Annotated in this window: 18 protein-coding genes; 15 read left to right on the forward strand and 3 right to left on the reverse strand. The window is 70.7% G+C overall.

Going from position 1 to position 18,342, the window contains the following annotated elements:
• The first annotated feature begins 155 nt into the window (after window positions 1–155).
• The 11 genes from ACFVUT_RS23855 (at window position 156) to ACFVUT_RS23905 (ending at window position 12,286) form a co-directional block, all read left to right on the forward strand.
• Window positions 156–884 (forward strand): AAA family ATPase, encoded by a 729-nt coding sequence (locus ACFVUT_RS23855; protein ID WP_389656783.1) that lies wholly within the window; start codon window positions 156–158, stop codon window positions 882–884.
• Between the two features lie 36 nt (window positions 885–920).
• Window positions 921–1,691, forward strand: a complete 771-nt coding sequence (locus ACFVUT_RS23860) for an enhanced serine sensitivity protein SseB (RefSeq protein ID WP_389656786.1) — start codon at window positions 921–923, stop codon at window positions 1,689–1,691.
• Between the two features lie 174 nt (window positions 1,692–1,865).
• Complete coding sequence (locus ACFVUT_RS23865) at window positions 1,866–2,639, forward strand: enhanced serine sensitivity protein SseB C-terminal domain-containing protein (protein WP_389656789.1); 774 nt, start codon at window positions 1,866–1,868, stop codon at window positions 2,637–2,639.
• 443 nt (window positions 2,640–3,082) lie between these two features.
• Window positions 3,083–4,087 (forward strand): ABC transporter permease, encoded by a 1,005-nt coding sequence (locus ACFVUT_RS23870; protein WP_389656792.1) that lies wholly within the window; start codon window positions 3,083–3,085, stop codon window positions 4,085–4,087.
• A gap of 95 nt (window positions 4,088–4,182) precedes the next feature.
• A complete protein-coding gene (locus tag ACFVUT_RS23875) occupies window positions 4,183–5,961 on the forward strand; it encodes an ABC transporter substrate-binding protein (RefSeq protein ID WP_389656795.1) in 1,779 nt (592 codons plus the stop codon).
• 144 nt (window positions 5,962–6,105) lie between these two features.
• Window positions 6,106–7,107, forward strand: coding sequence for an ABC transporter permease (locus ACFVUT_RS23880; protein WP_389656972.1), 1,002 nt, complete (start codon window positions 6,106–6,108; stop codon window positions 7,105–7,107).
• On the forward strand, window positions 7,104–8,204 hold the full coding sequence (locus ACFVUT_RS23885; RefSeq protein ID WP_389656798.1) for an ABC transporter ATP-binding protein: 1,101 nt from the start codon (window positions 7,104–7,106) through the stop codon (window positions 8,202–8,204). Before ACFVUT_RS23880 ends, ACFVUT_RS23885 begins: the two co-directional genes overlap by 4 nt.
• Window positions 8,205–8,278: 74 nt before the next feature.
• The gene (locus ACFVUT_RS23890) at window positions 8,279–9,562 is read left to right on the forward strand and encodes a dipeptide ABC transporter ATP-binding protein (RefSeq protein WP_389656975.1); all 1,284 of its coding nucleotides are present in this window, start codon (window positions 8,279–8,281) and stop codon (window positions 9,560–9,562) included.
• A gap of 18 nt (window positions 9,563–9,580) precedes the next feature.
• The gene (locus ACFVUT_RS23895; RefSeq protein WP_389656801.1) at window positions 9,581–10,252 is read left to right on the forward strand and encodes a trimeric intracellular cation channel family protein; all 672 of its coding nucleotides are present in this window, start codon (window positions 9,581–9,583) and stop codon (window positions 10,250–10,252) included.
• 101 nt (window positions 10,253–10,353) lie between these two features.
• Window positions 10,354–11,220, forward strand: coding sequence for a thioesterase family protein (locus ACFVUT_RS23900; protein ID WP_389656804.1), 867 nt, complete (start codon window positions 10,354–10,356; stop codon window positions 11,218–11,220).
• 259 nt (window positions 11,221–11,479) lie between these two features.
• Entirely contained in the window at window positions 11,480–12,286 is an 807-nt protein-coding gene (locus ACFVUT_RS23905) for a thioesterase family protein (protein WP_389656807.1), read from the forward strand.
• Between the two features lie 187 nt (window positions 12,287–12,473).
• Here ACFVUT_RS23905 and ACFVUT_RS23910 read toward each other — a convergent pair whose 3' ends face one another.
• Window positions 12,474–13,103, reverse strand: coding sequence for a TetR family transcriptional regulator (locus ACFVUT_RS23910; protein ID WP_389656810.1), 630 nt, complete (start codon window positions 13,101–13,103; stop codon window positions 12,474–12,476).
• A 116-nt stretch (window positions 13,104–13,219) separates the two neighbouring features.
• On the opposite strand from ACFVUT_RS23910, the gene ACFVUT_RS23915 reads away from it, so the two are divergent.
• The 3 genes from ACFVUT_RS23915 (at window position 13,220) to ACFVUT_RS23925 (ending at window position 15,304) form a co-directional block, all read left to right on the forward strand.
• Window positions 13,220–13,381, forward strand: a complete 162-nt coding sequence (locus ACFVUT_RS23915; RefSeq protein ID WP_389656813.1) for a hypothetical protein — start codon at window positions 13,220–13,222, stop codon at window positions 13,379–13,381.
• A gap of 137 nt (window positions 13,382–13,518) precedes the next feature.
• On the forward strand, window positions 13,519–13,929 hold the full coding sequence (locus ACFVUT_RS23920; protein WP_389656816.1) for a DUF4190 domain-containing protein: 411 nt from the start codon (window positions 13,519–13,521) through the stop codon (window positions 13,927–13,929).
• Between the two features lie 205 nt (window positions 13,930–14,134).
• Window positions 14,135–15,304, forward strand: coding sequence for a cysteine desulfurase family protein (locus ACFVUT_RS23925; RefSeq protein ID WP_389656819.1), 1,170 nt, complete (start codon window positions 14,135–14,137; stop codon window positions 15,302–15,304).
• Between the two features lie 133 nt (window positions 15,305–15,437).
• Here the strand turns inward: ACFVUT_RS23925 and ACFVUT_RS23930 are convergent, their stop codons facing one another.
• Entirely contained in the window at window positions 15,438–16,130 is a 693-nt protein-coding gene (locus tag ACFVUT_RS23930; RefSeq protein ID WP_389656822.1) for an N-acetylmuramoyl-L-alanine amidase, read from the reverse strand.
• Between the two features lie 83 nt (window positions 16,131–16,213).
• Between ACFVUT_RS23930 and mnmA the strand changes: the two genes are divergently transcribed.
• The gene (mnmA, locus tag ACFVUT_RS23935) at window positions 16,214–17,344 is read left to right on the forward strand and encodes a tRNA 2-thiouridine(34) synthase MnmA (protein WP_389656825.1); all 1,131 of its coding nucleotides are present in this window, start codon (window positions 16,214–16,216) and stop codon (window positions 17,342–17,344) included.
• A 146-nt stretch (window positions 17,345–17,490) separates the two neighbouring features.
• On the opposite strand, the gene ACFVUT_RS23940 is transcribed toward mnmA, so the two are convergent.
• The gene (locus tag ACFVUT_RS23940) at window positions 17,491–18,291 is read right to left on the reverse strand and encodes an alpha/beta fold hydrolase (RefSeq protein WP_389656828.1); all 801 of its coding nucleotides are present in this window, start codon (window positions 18,289–18,291) and stop codon (window positions 17,491–17,493) included.
• Window positions 18,292–18,342: the final 51 nt, after the last annotated feature.

Genomic DNA, 18,342 nt, shown 5'->3' on the forward strand with positions numbered 1-18,342 from the left:
CGGCCTTTATGCAGTTGGCCGGGCCATCATCGCATGCATCGCGCCGGAGTGGGGCCCCGGTCCCTGACCGGAATTCGGCGGCGTGGACGGTTGTGCCGCATTACCTTTTCTTTACACTTCATGGGCATACGTGGGGCGAGGCGAGGGGGAGGGCGATGACGTTGCAGCGGTACGCGACGACGGTGGGGGTCGCGCACGACGCGAGTCCCGCACGACCGGGGGCCCCGGTCGCGGAAGCACTCGGCGCGCACGCGCCCGTCGTACGGGATCTGCGGGACCGGTCCGGTCGCAGCCCGCGCGCCCTGCGTTTCGCGGCGGGCGATGTGGTGGTGGTCTCCGGGCTGCCGGGAAGCGGCAAGTCGACGCTCATCCGCAGGGCGGTCACGACGGCCCGCGCCATCGACTCCCAGGACACCCGGGAGCGCTGGGCGCGACTGATGCCCCGGTTACTCCCGTACGCCCTCTACCGGCCGCTCGTCCGCGCCGCCCACTACTGGGGACTGTGGCGGGCCCTGCGCTCCGGAGCGTCCCTCGTCGTCCACGACTGCGGAACCCAGGCGTGGGTACGCGGCTGGCTGGCCCGTGACGCACGACGCCGGGGCCGCGTTCTCCACCTCGTCCTGCTCGACGTCCCGGCGCGGACGGCGCGAGAGGGGCAGCGGGAGCGTGGACGAGGCGTCTCCGGATACGCCTTCGCCCGGCACCGCAGAGCGGTGGGGAGACTGCTGCGGAACACCGGGACCGGCCTGCTGCCGCTCGGCTGCGCCTCGGCGGTCCTCCTGGACCGGACGGCGGCGGCGAAGCTGGACGTGATCGCCTTCGCGGACGTATGGCATGCGCCCGGCGACGGCGAGCGCCCGGAGGGTCCGGCGGACGGACGTTAACCTTCTGCCGGAAGGCTCGGGCAAGAAGGGGAAGCAGTGGACATTCCGGCACAGGTCCAGTCCCATCCGCAGAGCGGATGGCCGGCCAATGAGCTCGAAGAGGTCCTGGCGGCCTCGGTGGGCGTCCCGGAGGCGGGCGGACGGCTCGTCGAGGTGCTCGGACGGAGCCACGTCTGGGTGCCCCTGCCCAACGGCGGCGCACCCGACTCCCCCGACCTGGACCTGCCCACGATGGAGATCGAGGGAGCCGCCTTCGTCCCCGTGTTCAGCTCCGAACAGCAGTTCTTCAGCTGCGTCGGCAGGCACATGTCCTTCACCGTCGCGCCCGCCCGCGACTTCGCCCGCGGCCTGCCTCCGCAGCTCGGCATCGCGGTGAACCCGGGCGGAGCCGTCGGCCTGCCGCTGCCGCCCCCCGCCGTGGCCGAACTCTGCCGCACCGGACGCACCCCGCTGGACGGACCGACCACCGGAGGCCGGGTCCGGCTGTACGAACCGGCCTGGCAGGAGGAGCCCGTCGACTTCCTCGCCGCGGCAGCCGGCGAATTCGAGGAGAGCGGTGTCGTGCTCACCGCCCGCAGGGCACTGGCCAGCATCGAGGGCGGCGACCCCGTCCTCTTCATCGGCGTCGAGTTCTCCACCTGGGAGGGCGCCGGGCGCAACGCCCCGATGGACGCCCTCGGCCGCGCACTCGGCCGCGTCGAGGTGCCCTGGCCGGTCAATCTGGTCCTGCTCGATGTGGCACAGGACCCGGTCGGCGACTGGATGCGGGAGAAGCTCCGGCCGTTCTACCGGCGCGCGGCCCCGTAGCGGCCGGTACCACGCGGACGCCCGCGGAGTGGACCACCACGCCGACCCATGGCGTCAAGTCGGTGTCAGGACCGGCGCATAAGCTGGTTTGATGGCTGATGCCACGGCACCATGCCGCATCCGTGTGCCCCGGAGCGGCGGGCCGAACAGTGGATCGATGAGGGGCGGGACCAGGTGAGTGCGTCAGGCACCGCGGCGGCCGGGCAGGTCGAGCACATGCTGCGCCAAGTGACGCCCGGGCGCTACGACGCGTACGAGGCACTGCTGCAAGCCCTCGCGAACGACCGGGTCTGGATGCTCCTCTGGCACGGCCGGGCGGGCTCGCCCGACGCCCAGTACGGGAACATGGAGGTCGACGGCCTCGGCTACGCCCCCTGCGTGACCTCCGCCCAGGAGCTCTCCGCCAGTGGCTGGAACCGGGCCCACGAACTCGTCACCGGCCGCGACATCGCCCGAGCCCTGTTCCCCGACCGCTGGGGCATCTGGCTCAATCCGCACGCCCCCGGCGGCGGCGTCGGCATCCCCTGGCTGGACCTGCGCCGGATCGCCACCGGCCTCGACCGGATGCCCGCGGGCCCGCTCCGGCTCACCGAGCCGGCCATCGAGATCCCGCAGTTCTACGCCCTCCTCACCCAGAACGCCCATCACACCCCCGCGATCCGCTCGTTGCGTCGCGCCTGGGTGCAGCCCGCGCTCGGCGTCCCGTACCTCGCCATCGGTCTCGACCTCTACGACACGAGCCAGCCGTCGGTGGACGCGGTGCGCGCGATGATGCAGCAGTCGATCGGCGCGGTCCCGGAGGGGCTGCCCGTCTCCACCGTCGCGATGTCCGACGAGTACGACCCGGTCGCGATGTGGCTGCGCGCCAACTCCCGCCCGTTCTACGACCGCGAGGCCCACGCCCCGGCGGCGGGCTACGGCTATCCGCCGCCGCAGGGCGCGTACTGACGGTGCCGGAAGCGTAGTCACCCGTTCCCGTTGCCCGAAATGCCGCTGTACGCAACCGACTTCCGGAATGCTGCCGCACATCCCGTTCCGCACGGCTGATCCATGTGCGCCCGTGCGGGCACGCCGGTCCCGGACCCTCCATGTCCGGCATTTCCGTGCTGGTGTCTCTGTGGTGAAAACGGCGTGAATCCATGAGCCTGCCCACTTTCCGCCTCAACTGACCAGTGTTCGACGGGCGTTCACATGCGTCCGGATAACGGAACACTGCTGACCGCATCACGGTTAGGCATCCATTCGCCTGACGGTATGGCTACGGCGCGCGACCGCAATGAAGACTCCCGCAGCAAGGGCGTCTTGCCGCCTCTGCGTACGACTGACTGATCGAGCCGCTACAGCGGCCAGTTCGGCCCGGCCACCGCCGGTTGAGAGGGGTCCTTGCCACGATGACGGCACCACTGCACGAGCCGAGCACGGAAGCGGACCCGATCGCGACCGGCGGTCCCGCAGCCGACTCCGGGGTGAAGAAGGTCGAGGGGCGTTCCCTCAAGCAGATCGCCTGGAATCGCCTCAAGCAGGACAAGGTCGCTCTGACGGGTGGCATCGTTGTCCTCGCCCTGATCGTGGTGGCCGTCTTCGCGCCCCTGATCGTGGGTCTGCTGGGACACCCGCCGAACGATTTCCACCAGGACAAGCTCGATCCGCTGACCAATCTCCCCACGGGCTCCCTCGGTGGCGTGAGCGGCGACTTCCTCTTCGGCGTCGAGCCCAACAAGGGGCGCGACGTCTTCAGCCGGATCGTCTACGGTGCCCGGATCTCGCTGCTCGTGGCGTTCCTGGCGGCCCTGGTCGCGGTGGCGCTCGGCACGCTCTTCGGGATCGTCGCAGGCTACTTCGGCGGCTGGGTGGACGCGCTGATCAGCCGGGTGATGGACGTGCTGCTGTCCTTCCCGCAGCTCCTCTTCATCATCTCCCTCGTCTCCGTCCTCCCCGACGACCTGCTGGGCCTCACCGGCAGCGGGGTGCGCATCGCCGTACTCGTCGCCGTCATCGGCTTCTTCGGCTGGCCCTACGTGGGCCGCATCGTCCGCGGCCAGACGCTCTCGCTGCGCGAACGCGAATACGTGGAAGCGGCGCGCAGCCTCGGTGGCGGGCGGACGCACATCCTCTTCCGCGAACTGCTGCCGAACCTGGTGGCGCCGATCACCGTCTACGCGACGCTCATGATCCCGACCAACATCCTGACCGAAGCGGCCCTCAGCTTCCTCGGCGCCGGTGTCCGGCCGCCCACGGCCTCCTGGGGAGGCATGCTGCGCGACGCCCTGGAGACGTACGAGCACGACCCGATGTTCATGGTCTTCCCCGGCGTGACGATCTTCATCACCGTACTGGCCTTCAACCTCTTCGGGGACGGGCTGCGCGACGCCCTGGACCCCAAGGGAACCCGATAGCCCACGACTTGCCCCTGCCGCACTGTCAGGTGGCTCTTCCCATGGTTCTGAGGCAAGCAACGGCCTGGGACCGCGATCTCGGAGGTTACGAGAAAATGTCCACAGTTACCTCGAAACGACGGCTCACCGCTGGTGCGGCCCTCGTGGTCGCGGCGCTGATGACCACCACGGCGTGCGGCGGCGACGACGACGGCGACAGCGGCGGTGGGAGCAAGGCGAAGGCCGCCGGCTTCAACGCGGCGTTCGACAAGGTCGCCAACCCTTCCACCGCAAAGGGTGGAACGCTGAAGATGATCGGCAAGCAGGACCTCGACTCCGCCGACCCCCAGCGCTCCTATTACGGCATGGCCTGGGACTTCATGCGCTTCTACACCCGCCAGCTGGTCACGTACGACGCCAAGCCGGGTGCGGCCTCCACCAAGCTGGTCGGCGACCTCGCCACCGGCCCCGGTGTGATCTCGGACGGCGGCAAGACGTACACGTACAAGCTGCGCCCCGGCGTCACCTGGGAGGACGGCTCCCCGGTGACGTCCAAGGACGTCAAGTACGGCATCGAGCGCATCTGGGCGACGGACACCATCACCGGTGGCCCGCAGTACCTGAAGCAGACGCTCGACCCCAAGGGCGAGTACAAGGGCCCCTACAAGGACACGTCTGCGGACAAGCTCGGCCTGAAGGCGATCGAGACGCCCGACGACACCACCGTCGTCTTCAAGTTGCCCAAGCCCAACGGTGACTTCGAGCAGTTCCTCGCCATGCCGACCGGTTCGCCCGTGAAGGCGTCCGAGGACACCAAGGCGAAGTACACCCAGCGGCCGTTCTCCTCGGGCCCGTACAAGTTCGAGTCGTACAAGCCGGGCAAGAGCATCGTGCTCGTGCGCAACGACAAGTGGCAGAAGTCCTCGGACTCGGTGCGCGCCGCGCTGCCGGACAAGGTCACCGTGACGATCTCCGCCAACCTGGAGGAGAACGACAAGAAGCTGATGGAGGGCGACTACGACGTCGACCTCAACGGCACCGGCATGACCCAGTCCGGCCGCGTCACCGCCGTCCAGGACCACAAGGGCAGCGTCGACAACATGCAGACGTCCTTCGTCCGCTACGTCGCGCTCGTCCACACGGCCAAGCCGCTGGACGACGTCCACTGCCGCAAGGCCGTCTTCTACGCCACGGACTTCGCGGGCCTGCAGCAGACCCGCGGTGGCGAGATCGCCGGTGGTGCGATCGCCAACAGCACGCTTCCGGCCTCCATCAAGGGTCACAGCGACTACGACCCGTACGGCGTTCTCGCCCGCAAGGGCAAGCCGGACGCGGCCAAGGCCAAGGAAGAGCTGAAGGCCTGCGGCCAGCCGAACGGCTTCTCCACCAAGATCACCGCCCGTACCAACAACCCGGGCGAGGTCGACACCGCCGAGGCGCTCCAGGAGCAGCTCGGCAAGGTCGGCATCAAGATCGAGGTCGACTCGATCGACGGCGCCGAGGCATCCAGCATCACCGGTTCCCCGGCTGTCGTGAAGAAGCGCGGCTACGGCATGACGATGAGCGGCTGGGGCCCGGACTTCCCGTCCGGCCAGGGCTTCGGCCAGCCGCTGTGGGACAGCCGGTTCCTCTCGGAGACCGGTAACTACAACGAGTCGCAGCTCAAGGACCCGCAGATCGACCAGCTCTTCGACGATGCGATCGCGGAGACCGACCCGGCCAAGGCCGGCGAGATCTACAAGGCCCTCGACAAGCGGATCCTCGACCAGGCCGACTGGATGCCCTTCATCTACGAGAAGAACATCACCTGGCGCGGCGACCGGCTGACGAACGCCTACATGTCCGACGCCTTCAACGGCCGTTACGACTACGTCTCGCTCGGCGTCGTCAAGTAATCGCTGTAGCCAACAGCATTCGCAGTCAATCCGGTTGACTGCCCCACCGCCGCCGAAACCCGCCAGTCCGAAGGGCAGGTGATGGCCGGGGCGGTGGCCGGGAGCCCCCACAAGGGGTTCCCGGCCACCGCCGGGCCGCGCACAGTGCTTGCTTATCTCATCCGGCGCCTGTTCGCCGTAGTCATCATGGTGCTCGTCGTCCTGCTCGCGACGTTCACCATCTTCTTCATGCTGCCCAAGTGGGCGGGTCAGGACGTCGCCGTCCTCTTCGCCGGCAAGGCATCCGGTGCCGAGCAGCTCGCGGGCATCCGGATCAAACTGGGTCTCGATGACCCCCTCCTCGTCCAGTTCTGGGACTTCGTCAAGGGCATCCCGATGGGGCGCGACTACGCGAACGGTGACGACGTCACCCACTGCGCCGCGCCCTGCTTCGGCTACTCCTTCCGCACGGAAGTGCCGGTCTGGACCACGCTGAAGGACGCTCTGCCCGTCACCGGTGGGCTCGCCGCCGGTGCCTGCGTCCTGTGGCTCCTCGGCGGCGTCGCCACCGGTGTGGTGTCCGCGCTGCGGCGCGGCAGCATCTGGGACCGCGCCGCGATGACCACCGCCCTGGCCGGCGTCTCCCTGCCGATCTTCTTCACCGGCATGGTCGCGATGGGCCTGTTCGTGCACAACTTCGGCTGGGTGAAGATCGCTGACAACCTCTCCACGGACGACAGCGTCGGCACCTGGTTCCAGACACTGATCCTGCCGTGGATCGTGCTCGCCTTCCTGAACGCCGCGATGTACGCCCGGCTCACCAGGGCCACCATGCTCGAAGTGCTCGGCGAGGACTACATCCGCACCGCCCGCTCCAAGGGGCTGGGTGAGGGCGCCGTCATCACCCGGCACGCCCTGCGGTCCGCGATGACGCCGATCCTCACGGTCTTCGGCCTCGACATCGGCGCGCTCCTCGGCGGCGCCGTCCTCACGGAGTCCACGTTCAACCTGCCGGGGCTCGGGCTCGCGGCCGTCCAGGCCATCAGCAACAAGGACCTGCCCGTGATCCTCGGCGTCACCCTGTTCGCGGCTCTCGCGATCGCCGTCGCCAACCTCCTCGTCGACATCCTGTACGCCGTCATCGACCCGCGAGTGAGGCTGGGATGACCGAACTGCACAAGAGCGGCGCCGCGCTGGGCGAACCCGCCCCGGCCGACTCGCCCGCTCCGACCGCCTTCCTCGAAGTGCGCGACCTCAAGGTGCACTTCCCGACCGACGACGGACTGGTCAAGTCCGTCGACGGGCTCAGCTTCCAGCTGGAGAAGGGCAAGACCCTCGGTATCGTCGGCGAGTCCGGCTCCGGCAAGTCCGTCACGTCGCTGGGCATCATGGGCCTGCACACCGTGGGCCAGTACGGCAAGCGCAAGGCACAGGTCTCCGGCGAGATCTGGCTGAACGGCAGGGAACTGCTGTCCGCGGACCCCGACGAGGTGCGCGCGCTGCGCGGGCGCGACATGGCCATGATCTTCCAGGACCCGCTGTCCGCGCTGCACCCGTACTACACGATCGGCAAGCAGATCGTGGAGGCGTACCGGGTCCACCACGACGTGGACCGGAAGACCGCCCGCAAGCGCGCGGTCGAGATGCTCGACCGGGTCGGCATCCCGCAACCCGACAAGCGCGTCGACAGCTACCCGCACGAGTTCTCCGGCGGCATGCGTCAGCGCGCGATGATCGCCATGTCGCTGGTCAACAACCCCGAGCTGCTGATCGCCGACGAACCGACGACCGCCCTGGACGTGACCGTCCAGGCGCAGATCCTCGACCTGATCCGGGACCTGCAGAAGGAGTTCGGCTCCGCGGTCGTCATCATCACCCACGACCTGGGCGTCGTGGCCGAGCTCGCCGACGACATCCTCGTGATGTACGGCGGGCGCTGCGTCGAGCGCGGACCGGCCGAGAAGGTGTTCTACGAGCCCCGGCACCCCTACACCTGGGGTCTGCTGGGCTCGATGCCGCGTCTCGACCGCGACCAGACCGACCGGCTCATCCCGGTCAAGGGCTCTCCGCCGTCGCTCATCAACATCCCGTCGGGCTGCGCCTTCAACCCGCGCTGCCGGTACGCGGACGTGCCCAAGGACGACGTGACCCGCACCGTACGGCCCGAGCTGCAGGAGGTCGGCAGCCGGCACTGGGCGGCCTGCCACATGTCGCAGGAGCAGCGGGAGCGTATCTGGACCGAAGAGATTGCGCCCAAGCTGTGAGCGAGGACAAGGCCGTGACGAGCGAGGACAAGGCGCTGACGAGCGGGGACGAGACCGTGGCGAGCGGGGCGGCCGTGGACGTTCCGGTTCCGGGGCAGAGGTCTGCCGGGAGCGGCGCGGCGGCCGAGGGTACCGCCTCCCGCGAGGTGCTGCTCAGGGTGACCGGGCTGCAGAAGCACTTCCCCCTCAAGGCGGGGCTGCTGCAGCGCAGCGCCGGTGCCGTGAAGGCCGTCGACGGGATCGACTTCGAGGTGCGCTCCGGCGAGACCCTGGGCGTCGTCGGGGAGTCCGGCTGCGGGAAGTCGACGATGGGCCGGCTGATCACCCGGCTGCTCGAACCCACCGCGGGGAAGATCGAGTTCGAGGGGCGGGACATCACGCACCTCGGCGTCGGCGCCATGCGCCCGATGCGCCGCGACATGCAGATGATCTTCCAGGACCCGTACTCCTCGCTGAACCCCCGGCACACGATCGGCACGATCGTGGGCGCCCCCTTCAAGCTCCAGGGCGTCAAGCCCGAGGGCGGCGTCAAGAAGGAGGTGCAGCGGCTGCTGGAGGTCGTGGGCCTCAACCCCGAGCACTACAACCGCTACCCGCACGAGTTCTCCGGCGGCCAGCGCCAGCGCATCGGTATCGCCCGCGCGCTCGCGCTCAACCCGAGGCTGGTCGTGGCGGACGAGCCGGTGTCGGCGCTGGACGTCTCGATCCAGGCGCAGGTCGTGAACCTCCTCGACGACCTCCAGGCGGAACTGGGCCTGACGTACGTGATCATCGCGCATGACCTCTCGGTCGTCCGGCACGTCTCCGACCGGATCGCGGTGATGTACCTCGGCAAGATCGTGGAGCTGGCCGACCGCGAGTCGCTCTACAAGGCGCCGATGCACCCGTACACCAAGGCGCTGCTCTCGGCGGTCCCGATCCCGGACCCGAAGCGCCGTTCGGTCAAGAGCGAGCGCATCCTGCTGAAGGGCGACGTGCCGTCGCCGATCGCCCCGCCCAGCGGCTGCCGCTTCCACACCCGGTGCTGGAAGGCGACGGAGATCTGCACGACGCAGGAACCGCCGCTGGCCGCGCTGAAGACCGGGCACCAGGTCGCCTGCCACCATCCGGAGAACGCCCCCGACCAGGCGCCCGGCGAGACCGTGACGGCCGAGGCGCGCGAGGCGATCGAGATCGTCGACGTGTCGAAGCCGGACGCCGGTGCGGGACAGGAGCCGGACGACGGTGCCGCGCCGTCGGAAGCGCCGGAGAGCGGTGCCGCGTCGTCCGGTGAGGCAGAGAACGGCACCGCGCCGTCGGAGACGCCGGAGAACGGCGTCGCGTCGTCCGATACGTCGGAGGACAACCCGAAGGAGTAGTACCGGCACAATTGCCCGGTGCTCAACGAACTGTTCACGCCCTCCGTCCAGCATGCGCTCGACATCGCCGGAATCTTCGTCTTCGCGATCTCCGGCGCTCTGCTCGCCGTACGCAAGAACTTCGATGTCTTCGGCATCGCGGTACTCGCCGAGGTGACAGCGCTGGGCGGGGGGCTGTTCCGTGACGTCGTCATCGGGGCGGTCCCGCCCGCGGCGTTCACGGACCTCGGCTACTTCACCACCCCGCTCCTCGCCGCCGGCCTGGTGTTCTTCCTGCACCCGCAGGTCGAGCGGATCCAGGTGGGAGTCAATGTCTTCGACGCGGCCGGCCTCGGACTGTTCTGCGTCACGGGCACGGTGAAGGCGTACGACTACGGGCTCGGCCTCACGGCTTCGGCGGCCCTGGGGCTGGCCACCGCGGTGGGCGGCGGTGTGCTGCGCGACGTACTGGCCAACGAGGTGCCGTCGCTGCTGCGCTGGGACCGCGACCTGTACGCGGTGCCCGCGATCGTCGGCGCCGCCATGATCGTGCTGTGCATCCGCTTCGAGGTGCTCAACGCCTTCACCAGCGGCGCGGCGGCCATCCTGGCCTTCGCGCTGCGGCTGCTCTCGATGCGCTACCACCTGCGGGCCCCGCGCGCCTACAACCGGCGCTCGGCGACGGCCGAGGAGGGGCCCCCGGCCACCTGACCAGGCTCCCATCGGCACCACGGCCCCGGACATCCGCGCGGACATCTTCCGGCCACAAAAAAGCTACCGCTCAGTAATACAATTACTGTACTGTGCGCCGCATGGCACAGGCAGCAGAGCGGACGGCACGGACCGCGCGGGCAACCATCGGGGACAGCGAGTTCGACCGCGACACCGCGGTCACCCCTCGCGGGGGCGGCGTGTACGACGCCGAACTCTCGGCGGGATGGACCATCCTTGAGGCCGTCAACGGCGGCTACCTGCTGGCCATGCTCGGCCGTGCGCTCGGCGAGGCCCTGCCGCACCAGGACCCCTTCTCGGTCTCCGCGCACTACCTCACCGCATCCGTCCCCGGTCCCGCGGTGATCCGGACCCAGGTCGCCCGCTCGGGCCGCACCCTCTCCACCGGTCAGGCGTCCCTCCATCAGTTCGCGGAGGACGGCTCCGAGATCGAACGCATCCGTGTCATCGGCACGTACGGCGACCTGGACAAGCTGTCCGACGAGGTCCGCACCGTGGCGAAGCCGCCGGCCATGCCGCCGCTGGAGCACTGCCTCGGCACGAGCGACGGCCCCGCCCCGATCGCGGGGAGCTCGGCCATCACCGAGCGGCTCGACATCAGGATCGACCCGGCGACGGTCGGCTGGGCCGTCGGCGCCCCCTCCGGCAAGGGCGAGATGCGCGGCTGGTTCGGTCTCGCGGACGGCCGCGACGCCGACCCGCTCTCGCTGCTGCTCGCCGTCGACGCGCTGCCGCCCACCTCGTTCGAGCTGGGACTCAAGGGCTGGACGCCGACGATCGAACTCACCGCCCACATCCGCTGCCGCCCGGCCCCCGGCCCGCTGCGCGTCTCCATCACCACCCGCAACCTCGCGGGCGGCTTCCTGGAGGAGGATGCGGACGTCTGGGACAGTGCGGACCGGCTGGTGGCCCAGTCCCGCCAACTGGCCCGGGCGCCGCGCTCCTGAGGGCTGTTCCGCGGTCCCTGGTGGATGAGCGCGCGGCGTCGGACGCGGTGCATCGCGCGGTGCGGCGAGGGGGCAGCGCCGACTGCGCCGAAGCGGGTGCCCGAGCCCGCCCCCGTGTGCCGGGCGGACCGGTTGTGGGATGTGTCACGGCTGCGGCGCGCGGGCTGCTCGGCCGCCTACGATCCTGGTCACGGGCATGGGCGCGGCCGTCGCAGCCGTCCCCCCGCACCTCCCTGTTCCCTCTAAGGAGATCCGTCCCGTGACCAACGGCACCGCGGCGCGCGAGAGCTACTACGAGCGCACGGGCGAGCACCGCTACAAGCCCACGGCCCATGCGGGGGGCGCATGGAACACCGACGAGCAGCACTTCAGCCCACTCGCCGGCCTCATCGTCCACGCGCTCGACCGCCACCTCGCTCAACGCCCCGGCAGCAGCCTGACGCCCGCCCGGATCAGCTACGACATCCTCGGGCCCCTCGCCCTGGACGAGTGCGAGATCGAGGTCAAGACGGTCCGCCCCGGCCGGACCATCGAACTCCTCGAAGCTGTCCTGAGCATCGGTGACCGTCCGGTCGTCCGCGCCCGTGCCTGGCTCCTGGCCTCCCTGGACACCTCAGCCGTGGCCGACACCCCGCACGACCCCCTCCCCGCCCCCGAGGTCCTCGCGCCGTGGGCGATGAGCGACGTGTGGAACGGCGGCTACATCGCGTCCATCGACGTCCGACGGATGCCACCGGGCCGCAGGGGCCGCGCGACCGCCTGGGTCTCCACCCGGCTCGACCTGGTCGCCGGCGAGCCCAGCAGCCCACTCGCCTCCTACATCGCCCTCGTGGACACCGCCAACGGCATCGCGGTGCAGCAGGACCCCACGGAGTGGATGTTCCCCAACGTCGACCTGACGATCCACCTGCACCGCCCGCCCCAGGGCCCCTGGACCGGACTGGACACCACCGTCACCTTCGGCCCTTCCGGACAAGGGCTCACCAGCAGCGTTCTTCACGACATCAACGGCCCCGTCGGCCACGCCGAGCAGATCCTCACCGTCCGCCCACTGACGCTCGGCTAGTTCCGGGAGGGGCACTGGACCGGGGTGCGGGGCAAGGCGGACTCACTGGCCCGGGGCGCGGGGCAAGGTGGACCCACTGGCCCGGGGCGCGGGGCAAGGTGGACGGGCCTGATCCGGGCAGCCCTCAGGCGTCCGTGCCGTCCGGCCGGGCGCGCGGGGCAAGGCGGGCTGACCTCAGCCGGGCAGCTCAGGCGTCCGTGCTGTCCAGCCAGTGCCGTCTGCCGAGGGTGACCAGCCTCAGCCGGCGGCGGGCCACTTCGGTGACCTGCCGCTCGCCGTCCGGCCCCGCGTCCAGCAGCGCCGAGGCGGTGGTCACCATGTGGTCGACATAGAGGCCGCCCAGCATCAGCAGGTCCTCCCGGCTCCAGCCCCGGGACTGCGGCTCCTCGGCGAGCGCCGATGCCACCTCCTCGGCGAATCGCCGCAGCTGGGCCGCTATCGCCTCGCGAACCGGGCCCACTCCGCCGTGCTGTTCGCGGGCGATGAAGCGGAAGTGGCCGGGCTGTGCGCCGACATGGCGCGCGATCAGCTCCACGCTGCGGTCCAGCCGTTCCTCGCTGTCGCCGGTCTCGGCGAGCATCGCGCCGATCATTCCGTGCAGGCTCCCCAGCGTCTCCTCGACGAGCGCCACGCCGAGGGCGGCGGTGTCGTCGAAGTGCCGGTAGAAGGCGGTGGGCGTGACGCCCGCGGCCCGGGTCACCTCGCGCAGCCCCAGGCTGCTGAGGCTCTGGTGTTCGAGGAGTCCGAGTGCGGCGTCCAGCAGTGCCTGACGGGTTCTCAGCTTCTGGGTCTGGCGGATACCGACGGTGTGACTCATGCCATTCAGTAAACAACTGTTCTCTGAGGTGCGGAAGGGGTGGCCGGTCTAGACTGAGTGGTCAGTGGACAGTTGTGCTCTCAAAGTTCCGTGGAGAGCCCGCAGAAAGGCTGAACATGATCGTCCTCGTCGCCGCCCTGCTCCTGCTCGGGGTCGTGCTCGGAGCGGTGGTCCAGATTCCGCTCCCGCTGTCGTTCGTACTCGCCGCCCTGATTGGCTGCTGGCTGCTGATCTTCGCCGTGCGGGAGCGGACGGGTGTGCGGCGCAGGTCCCGTTGACTGCCGACCGGTGCCGATCCGACGGCCGATCCAATGGCTGACCCGGCCGCCGATCTGTTCTCCGATCCGATCATGCCCGCGGCCATCGATCCGACGGCCATCGATCCGACGACCAACGATCCGAAGGGGTCCGCACCATGACACTCGGCGCATCCATCCGCCGCCCCGCTACGGAGGCGGGTGCCGGCAACGGGACGCACGCCGGACCCGGCACCGGACCCGGTGCCAGGACGGAGCTCCCCACCGAGGCCGGTAGCGGAGCCGCCGTCGAAGCCGCCGCCGGAACCCGGCCCGTGAGCCGCCCGGGCCGCACCCGGGACGCCGACGGACTGGCCGTCGCCTCCTTCGTGCTCGGGCTCGTCGGCCTGCTGGTGATGAACCTCCTGCTCGGCCCCGCGGCCATCGTCATGGCGATCATCGCTCTGGCGCGTTCCACCTCCCGCCGCGGCCGTGCCTGCCTCGGACTCGCCCTGGGCATCGCCGACCTCGTGGTGCTGGCCCTGCTGGTCACCGGCAGCGGGACCGTCTCCTGGAACGCCGTCGGCTGACCGGGGCCGACACGCTCGGCCGACACGTGCGGCCCGCGCCGATGGCCCGTACGCACCGCCTGCGCCGGCCGCCGCCGACGCCGTCCGTGACCGGATCGGGCTCCGGATCAGGGCGGGCGACGGGGTGGCGTAGCCGGTGCGCGGGGGTCGGGCTGTGATGCGCCCGCCATACGCCCCGCCGCGGGCTCGTAGAATCGAGCCCACCATGGCTTACCTCGACCACGCCGCGACCACGCCGATGCTTCCGGAGGCGATCTCGGCGATGACCGCCCAGCTCGCCGTCACCGGTAACGCGTCCTCCCTGCACGCCGCCGGCCGCCGGGCGCGCCGTACCGTCGAGGAGTCGAGAGAGACTCTCGCCGACGCCCTCGGCGCACGCCCCAGCGAGGTGGTCTTCACCTCCGGAGGCACCGAGGCCGACAACCTCGCGGTGAAGGGCCTGTACTGGGCCCGCCGGGCCGCCGACCCCCACCGCACCCGGGTGCTGGCCAGTCCCGTCGAGCACCACGCGGTGCTGGACGCCGTCGACTGGCTCGCGGAGCACGAGGGCGCGAACGTCGAATACCTCCCGGTCGACCAGCACGGGCGTGTCCACCCGGACGTACTGCGCGAGGCGATCCTCCGCAACCCCGACGATGTCGCACTGGTCACCGTGATGTGGGCGAACAACGAGATCGGCACGATCATGCCCGTCCGCGAACTGGCGGACGTGGCCCGTGAGTTCGATGTGCCGATGCACGCCGACGCGGTGCAGGCGTTCGGGCAGCTGGAGGTCGACTTCGCCCGGTCCGGGCTCGCCGCGATGACGGTCAGTGCGCACAAGATCGGCGGACCGTTCGGCATCGGTGCGCTGCTGCTCGGTCGCGAGTACACCCCCGTACCCGTGCTCCACGGCGGTGGCCAGGAGCGGCACGTCCGCTCGGGCACCCTCGACGTGCCCGCCATCGCCGCCTTCGCTCTCGCGGGACGGCTGGCCGCCGACGGGTACGAGGAGTTCGCCCGCGAGATCGGCGGTCTCCGTGACGATCTGGTCGCAGCCGTGCTGGCGGCCGTCCCCGACGCCGTTCTCGGCGGCGACCCCGCCCCGGGCGGCCGGCTTCCCGCCAACGCCCACTTCACCTTCCCCGGCTGCGAGGGCGACTCCCTGCTCCTGCTGCTGGACGCGCAGGGCATCGAATGCTCCACGGGCTCCGCGTGCACCGCGGGGATCGCCCAGCCGAGCCACGTCCTGCTGGCCACCGGCACCGACCCGGACCTGGCCCGCGGCACCCTGCGCTTCTCGCTCGGCCACACCTCCACCAAGCAGGACGTCGACGAGGTGGCCCGCGCGATCGGACCGGCGGTGAAGCGGGCACGGACGGCGGGCCTCAGCTGAGACGGGACCGGACCCGTCGAGCGGATCTTCCACGTCGAGCCGTCGAGCGGATCAGGCCCGTTGACCGGCTCAAGCCCGCCGAAGGGTTCCACTCCGTCCGGCAGGCGCGGAGAACTTCCTTCGGAGGACTTCCTCAAGCGCCTGACGGTCCCGGATCCGCCGCCCGGACCAGCTTCAGATACCGGTCCCAGTCCCAGTGCGTCCCCGGATCGGTGTGGTCCGTACCCGGCACCTCCACATGCCCGACGATGTGCTCGCGGTCGACCGGCATGCCGTACCGCCCGCATATCGCCGCTGTCAGGCGCGCCGACGCCGCGTACATCGCCGCCGTGAAGTCCTGCGGACGGTCGACGAACCCCTCGTGCTCGATTCCGACACTGCGCTCGTTGTACGACCTGTTGCCCGCGTGGAACGCCACATCCAGCTCACGGATCATCTGCGCCACATGACCGTCCTTGCGCACCACATAATGCGCCGCCGCTCCGTGCCCCGGGTCCTGGAAGACCTTCACCGCACTCCCGTAGCTGCCCTGGGTGACATGGACGACGACCCGGTCGATCCGGTAGTCGGCGGGGCGGTCGGCCCGCCGCCAGTTCGCCGAGGAGGCCGCTATCCACTCGGCCCGCGCGTAGTCCACCGCGCCCGGCGTGCGCGGCTTGTCCACCCCGGGCAGCCGCCACCAGGCACGCTCCAGCTTCTCCCGGGCCAGCACCGCCGTACCCGCGGCCGTGACGGCAGCGCCGATCAGCAGCCCGCGGCGACTGATGCCGATCCCGGACTTCGCCCCCGCGGACCCCTCGGCGCCCGCTGTCCCCTTGGTGCCCATGTGATCCACAACGCTCGCCCGCGGGCGTTCGGTTCCCGGCGCCCCGCACTTCGGCGGGGCTGTGCCCGTACTCTGGTGGGGCTATGACTCAGACTTCCCAGCGCCCCCTCCGTGTGCTCGCCGCCATGTCGGGCGGTGTCGACTCCGCCGTCGCCGCGGCCCGCGCCGCCGAGGCGGGCCACGACGTGACCGGTGTGCACCTCGCCCTCTCCGCGAACCCGCAGTCCTTCCGCACCGGAGCGCGGGGCTGTTGCACGATCGAGGACTCCCGCGACGCCCGTCGCGCCGCGGATGTCATCGGCATCCCGTTCTACGTCTGGGACCTCGCGGAACGCTTCCGCGAGGACGTCGTGGACGACTTCATCGCCGAGTACGAGGCCGGGCGCACCCCCAACCCCTGCCTGCGCTGCAACGAGAAGATCAAGTTCGCCGCGCTGCTCGACAAGGCCCTCGCGCTCGGCTTCGACGCCGTGTGCACCGGCCACTACGCCACCGTCGTGCTGAACGAGGACGGCAGCCGCGAGCTGCACCGCGCCTCCGACATGGCCAAGGACCAGTCGTACGTCCTCGGTGTCCTCGACGAGAAGCAGCTCGCCCACGCGATGTTCCCGCTCGGCGACACCCTCACCACCAAGGACGAGATCCGGGCCGAGGCCGAGCGACGGGGCCTCGCCGTGGCCAAGAAGCCCGACAGCCACGACATCTGCTTCATCGCCGACGGCGACACCCAGGGCTTCCTGGCGGACCGCCTCGGCGGCAAGGCGGAGGGCGACATCCTCGACGAGTCCGGCACGAAGGTCGGCACCCACGAAGGCGCCTTCGGCTTCACCATCGGCCAGCGCAAGGGCCTGCGCATCGGCCACCCCGCGCCCGACGGCAAGCCGCGCTACGTCCTGGACATCTCCCCGGTGAACAACACGGTGACGGTCGGCCCGGCCGAGTCCCTCGACGTCACCGCGCTCACCGCCATCAGGCCCCGCTGGTGCGGCACGGCCCCGTCCGGCCCCGGCACGTACACCGCCCAGCTCCGCGCCCACGGCGGCGAGACCGAGGTGACGGCAGAGCTGCTGGACGGCACGCTGCACGTCACCTTCACCGAGCCGGTACGCGGCGTGGCCCCCGGCCAGGCGGTCGTGCTGTACGACGGCACCAGGGTGGTCGGCTCGGCGACGATCGCGACGACGGTGCGGCGGGAGACCGCGGTAGCCGGCTGACCGCCGGGGCGCCGCGGCGCCCCGGGTCCGAACGACAGGCCCCACCCCTTACCAGGGGATACGGCCCTGCGACGCTCGCACTGGCCCCCCCCGCCCGGTCACGTCCGACCCCTGTACGGGCGTGGCCGTGCGGGTGGACCGTGGGTTCAGGCCACTCGCCCCGCGTACAGGTCCGTGCCGAAGAACTCGGTCAGGACCGGGGCGATCGCCTGCGGTGCCAGTTCGCGTGTCTGACCCGTCAGGGTGCGGTGGCGGGCGCGCGGGATCGCGTCGGCGAGGGCGCGGGTCGCCAGCCGGGCCGGGGCGGGGCTGGAACCGCCGCAGACCACCAGCGTGCGCGCCGTCACGGACGCGAACCGCTCGGCCGGGATCGAGCCGTCGCCGAGCAGGGCGTCGTCATACGCCAGCGTGTGCGCCAGCGACACCAGACCGGGCCACATCGGTGCACGTCGCATCCGGGCGATCATGTCGGTCGGGACGCCCGTCACGGACAGGAACAGCTCCACGGCCCCGTCCCGGTCCCCGGCGGACAGCAGCCGGTGCAGGCGGGCCGTGGAACAGGTCTTGAACTGCGCCCCCGAGGCCCCGGGGGTGTACGGCGGCTGGTACACCGCCACCAGGTCGACGGGGAGCCCGGCAGCCCGGGCCTCCAGGGCCAGCGCCCCGCCCGCGCCCACGCCGAACACCGACGCCCGGCCGCCCACGGCGGCGACCAGCGCGCCCAGGTCCTCGATCTCACGGGCCACCGCGTACGGCCCGCCCTCGCCACTGGAGCCGCGACCGCGTCTGTCGTACGTGACGGCTTCGAAGTGCGGTGCGAGGAGGCGCGCCAGCGGGGCCTCGGTCACCGCCGTGCTCAGTGCCCCGCCGACCAGGATCACCGGCGGTCCGTCGCCCCGGCGCCGGTACGCGATCGAGGCGCCGTCGCGGGAGAGAGTCTTGTCCATGTGAAGGTGGACTGCGACGGCGCCGAAAAGTCATCGCCGCGACCGGGAGAT

Origin of the sequence: Streptomyces sp. NPDC058051 (assembly GCF_042885475.1) — a bacterium.
Lineage (GTDB): Bacteria > Actinomycetota > Actinomycetes > Streptomycetales > Streptomycetaceae > Streptomyces.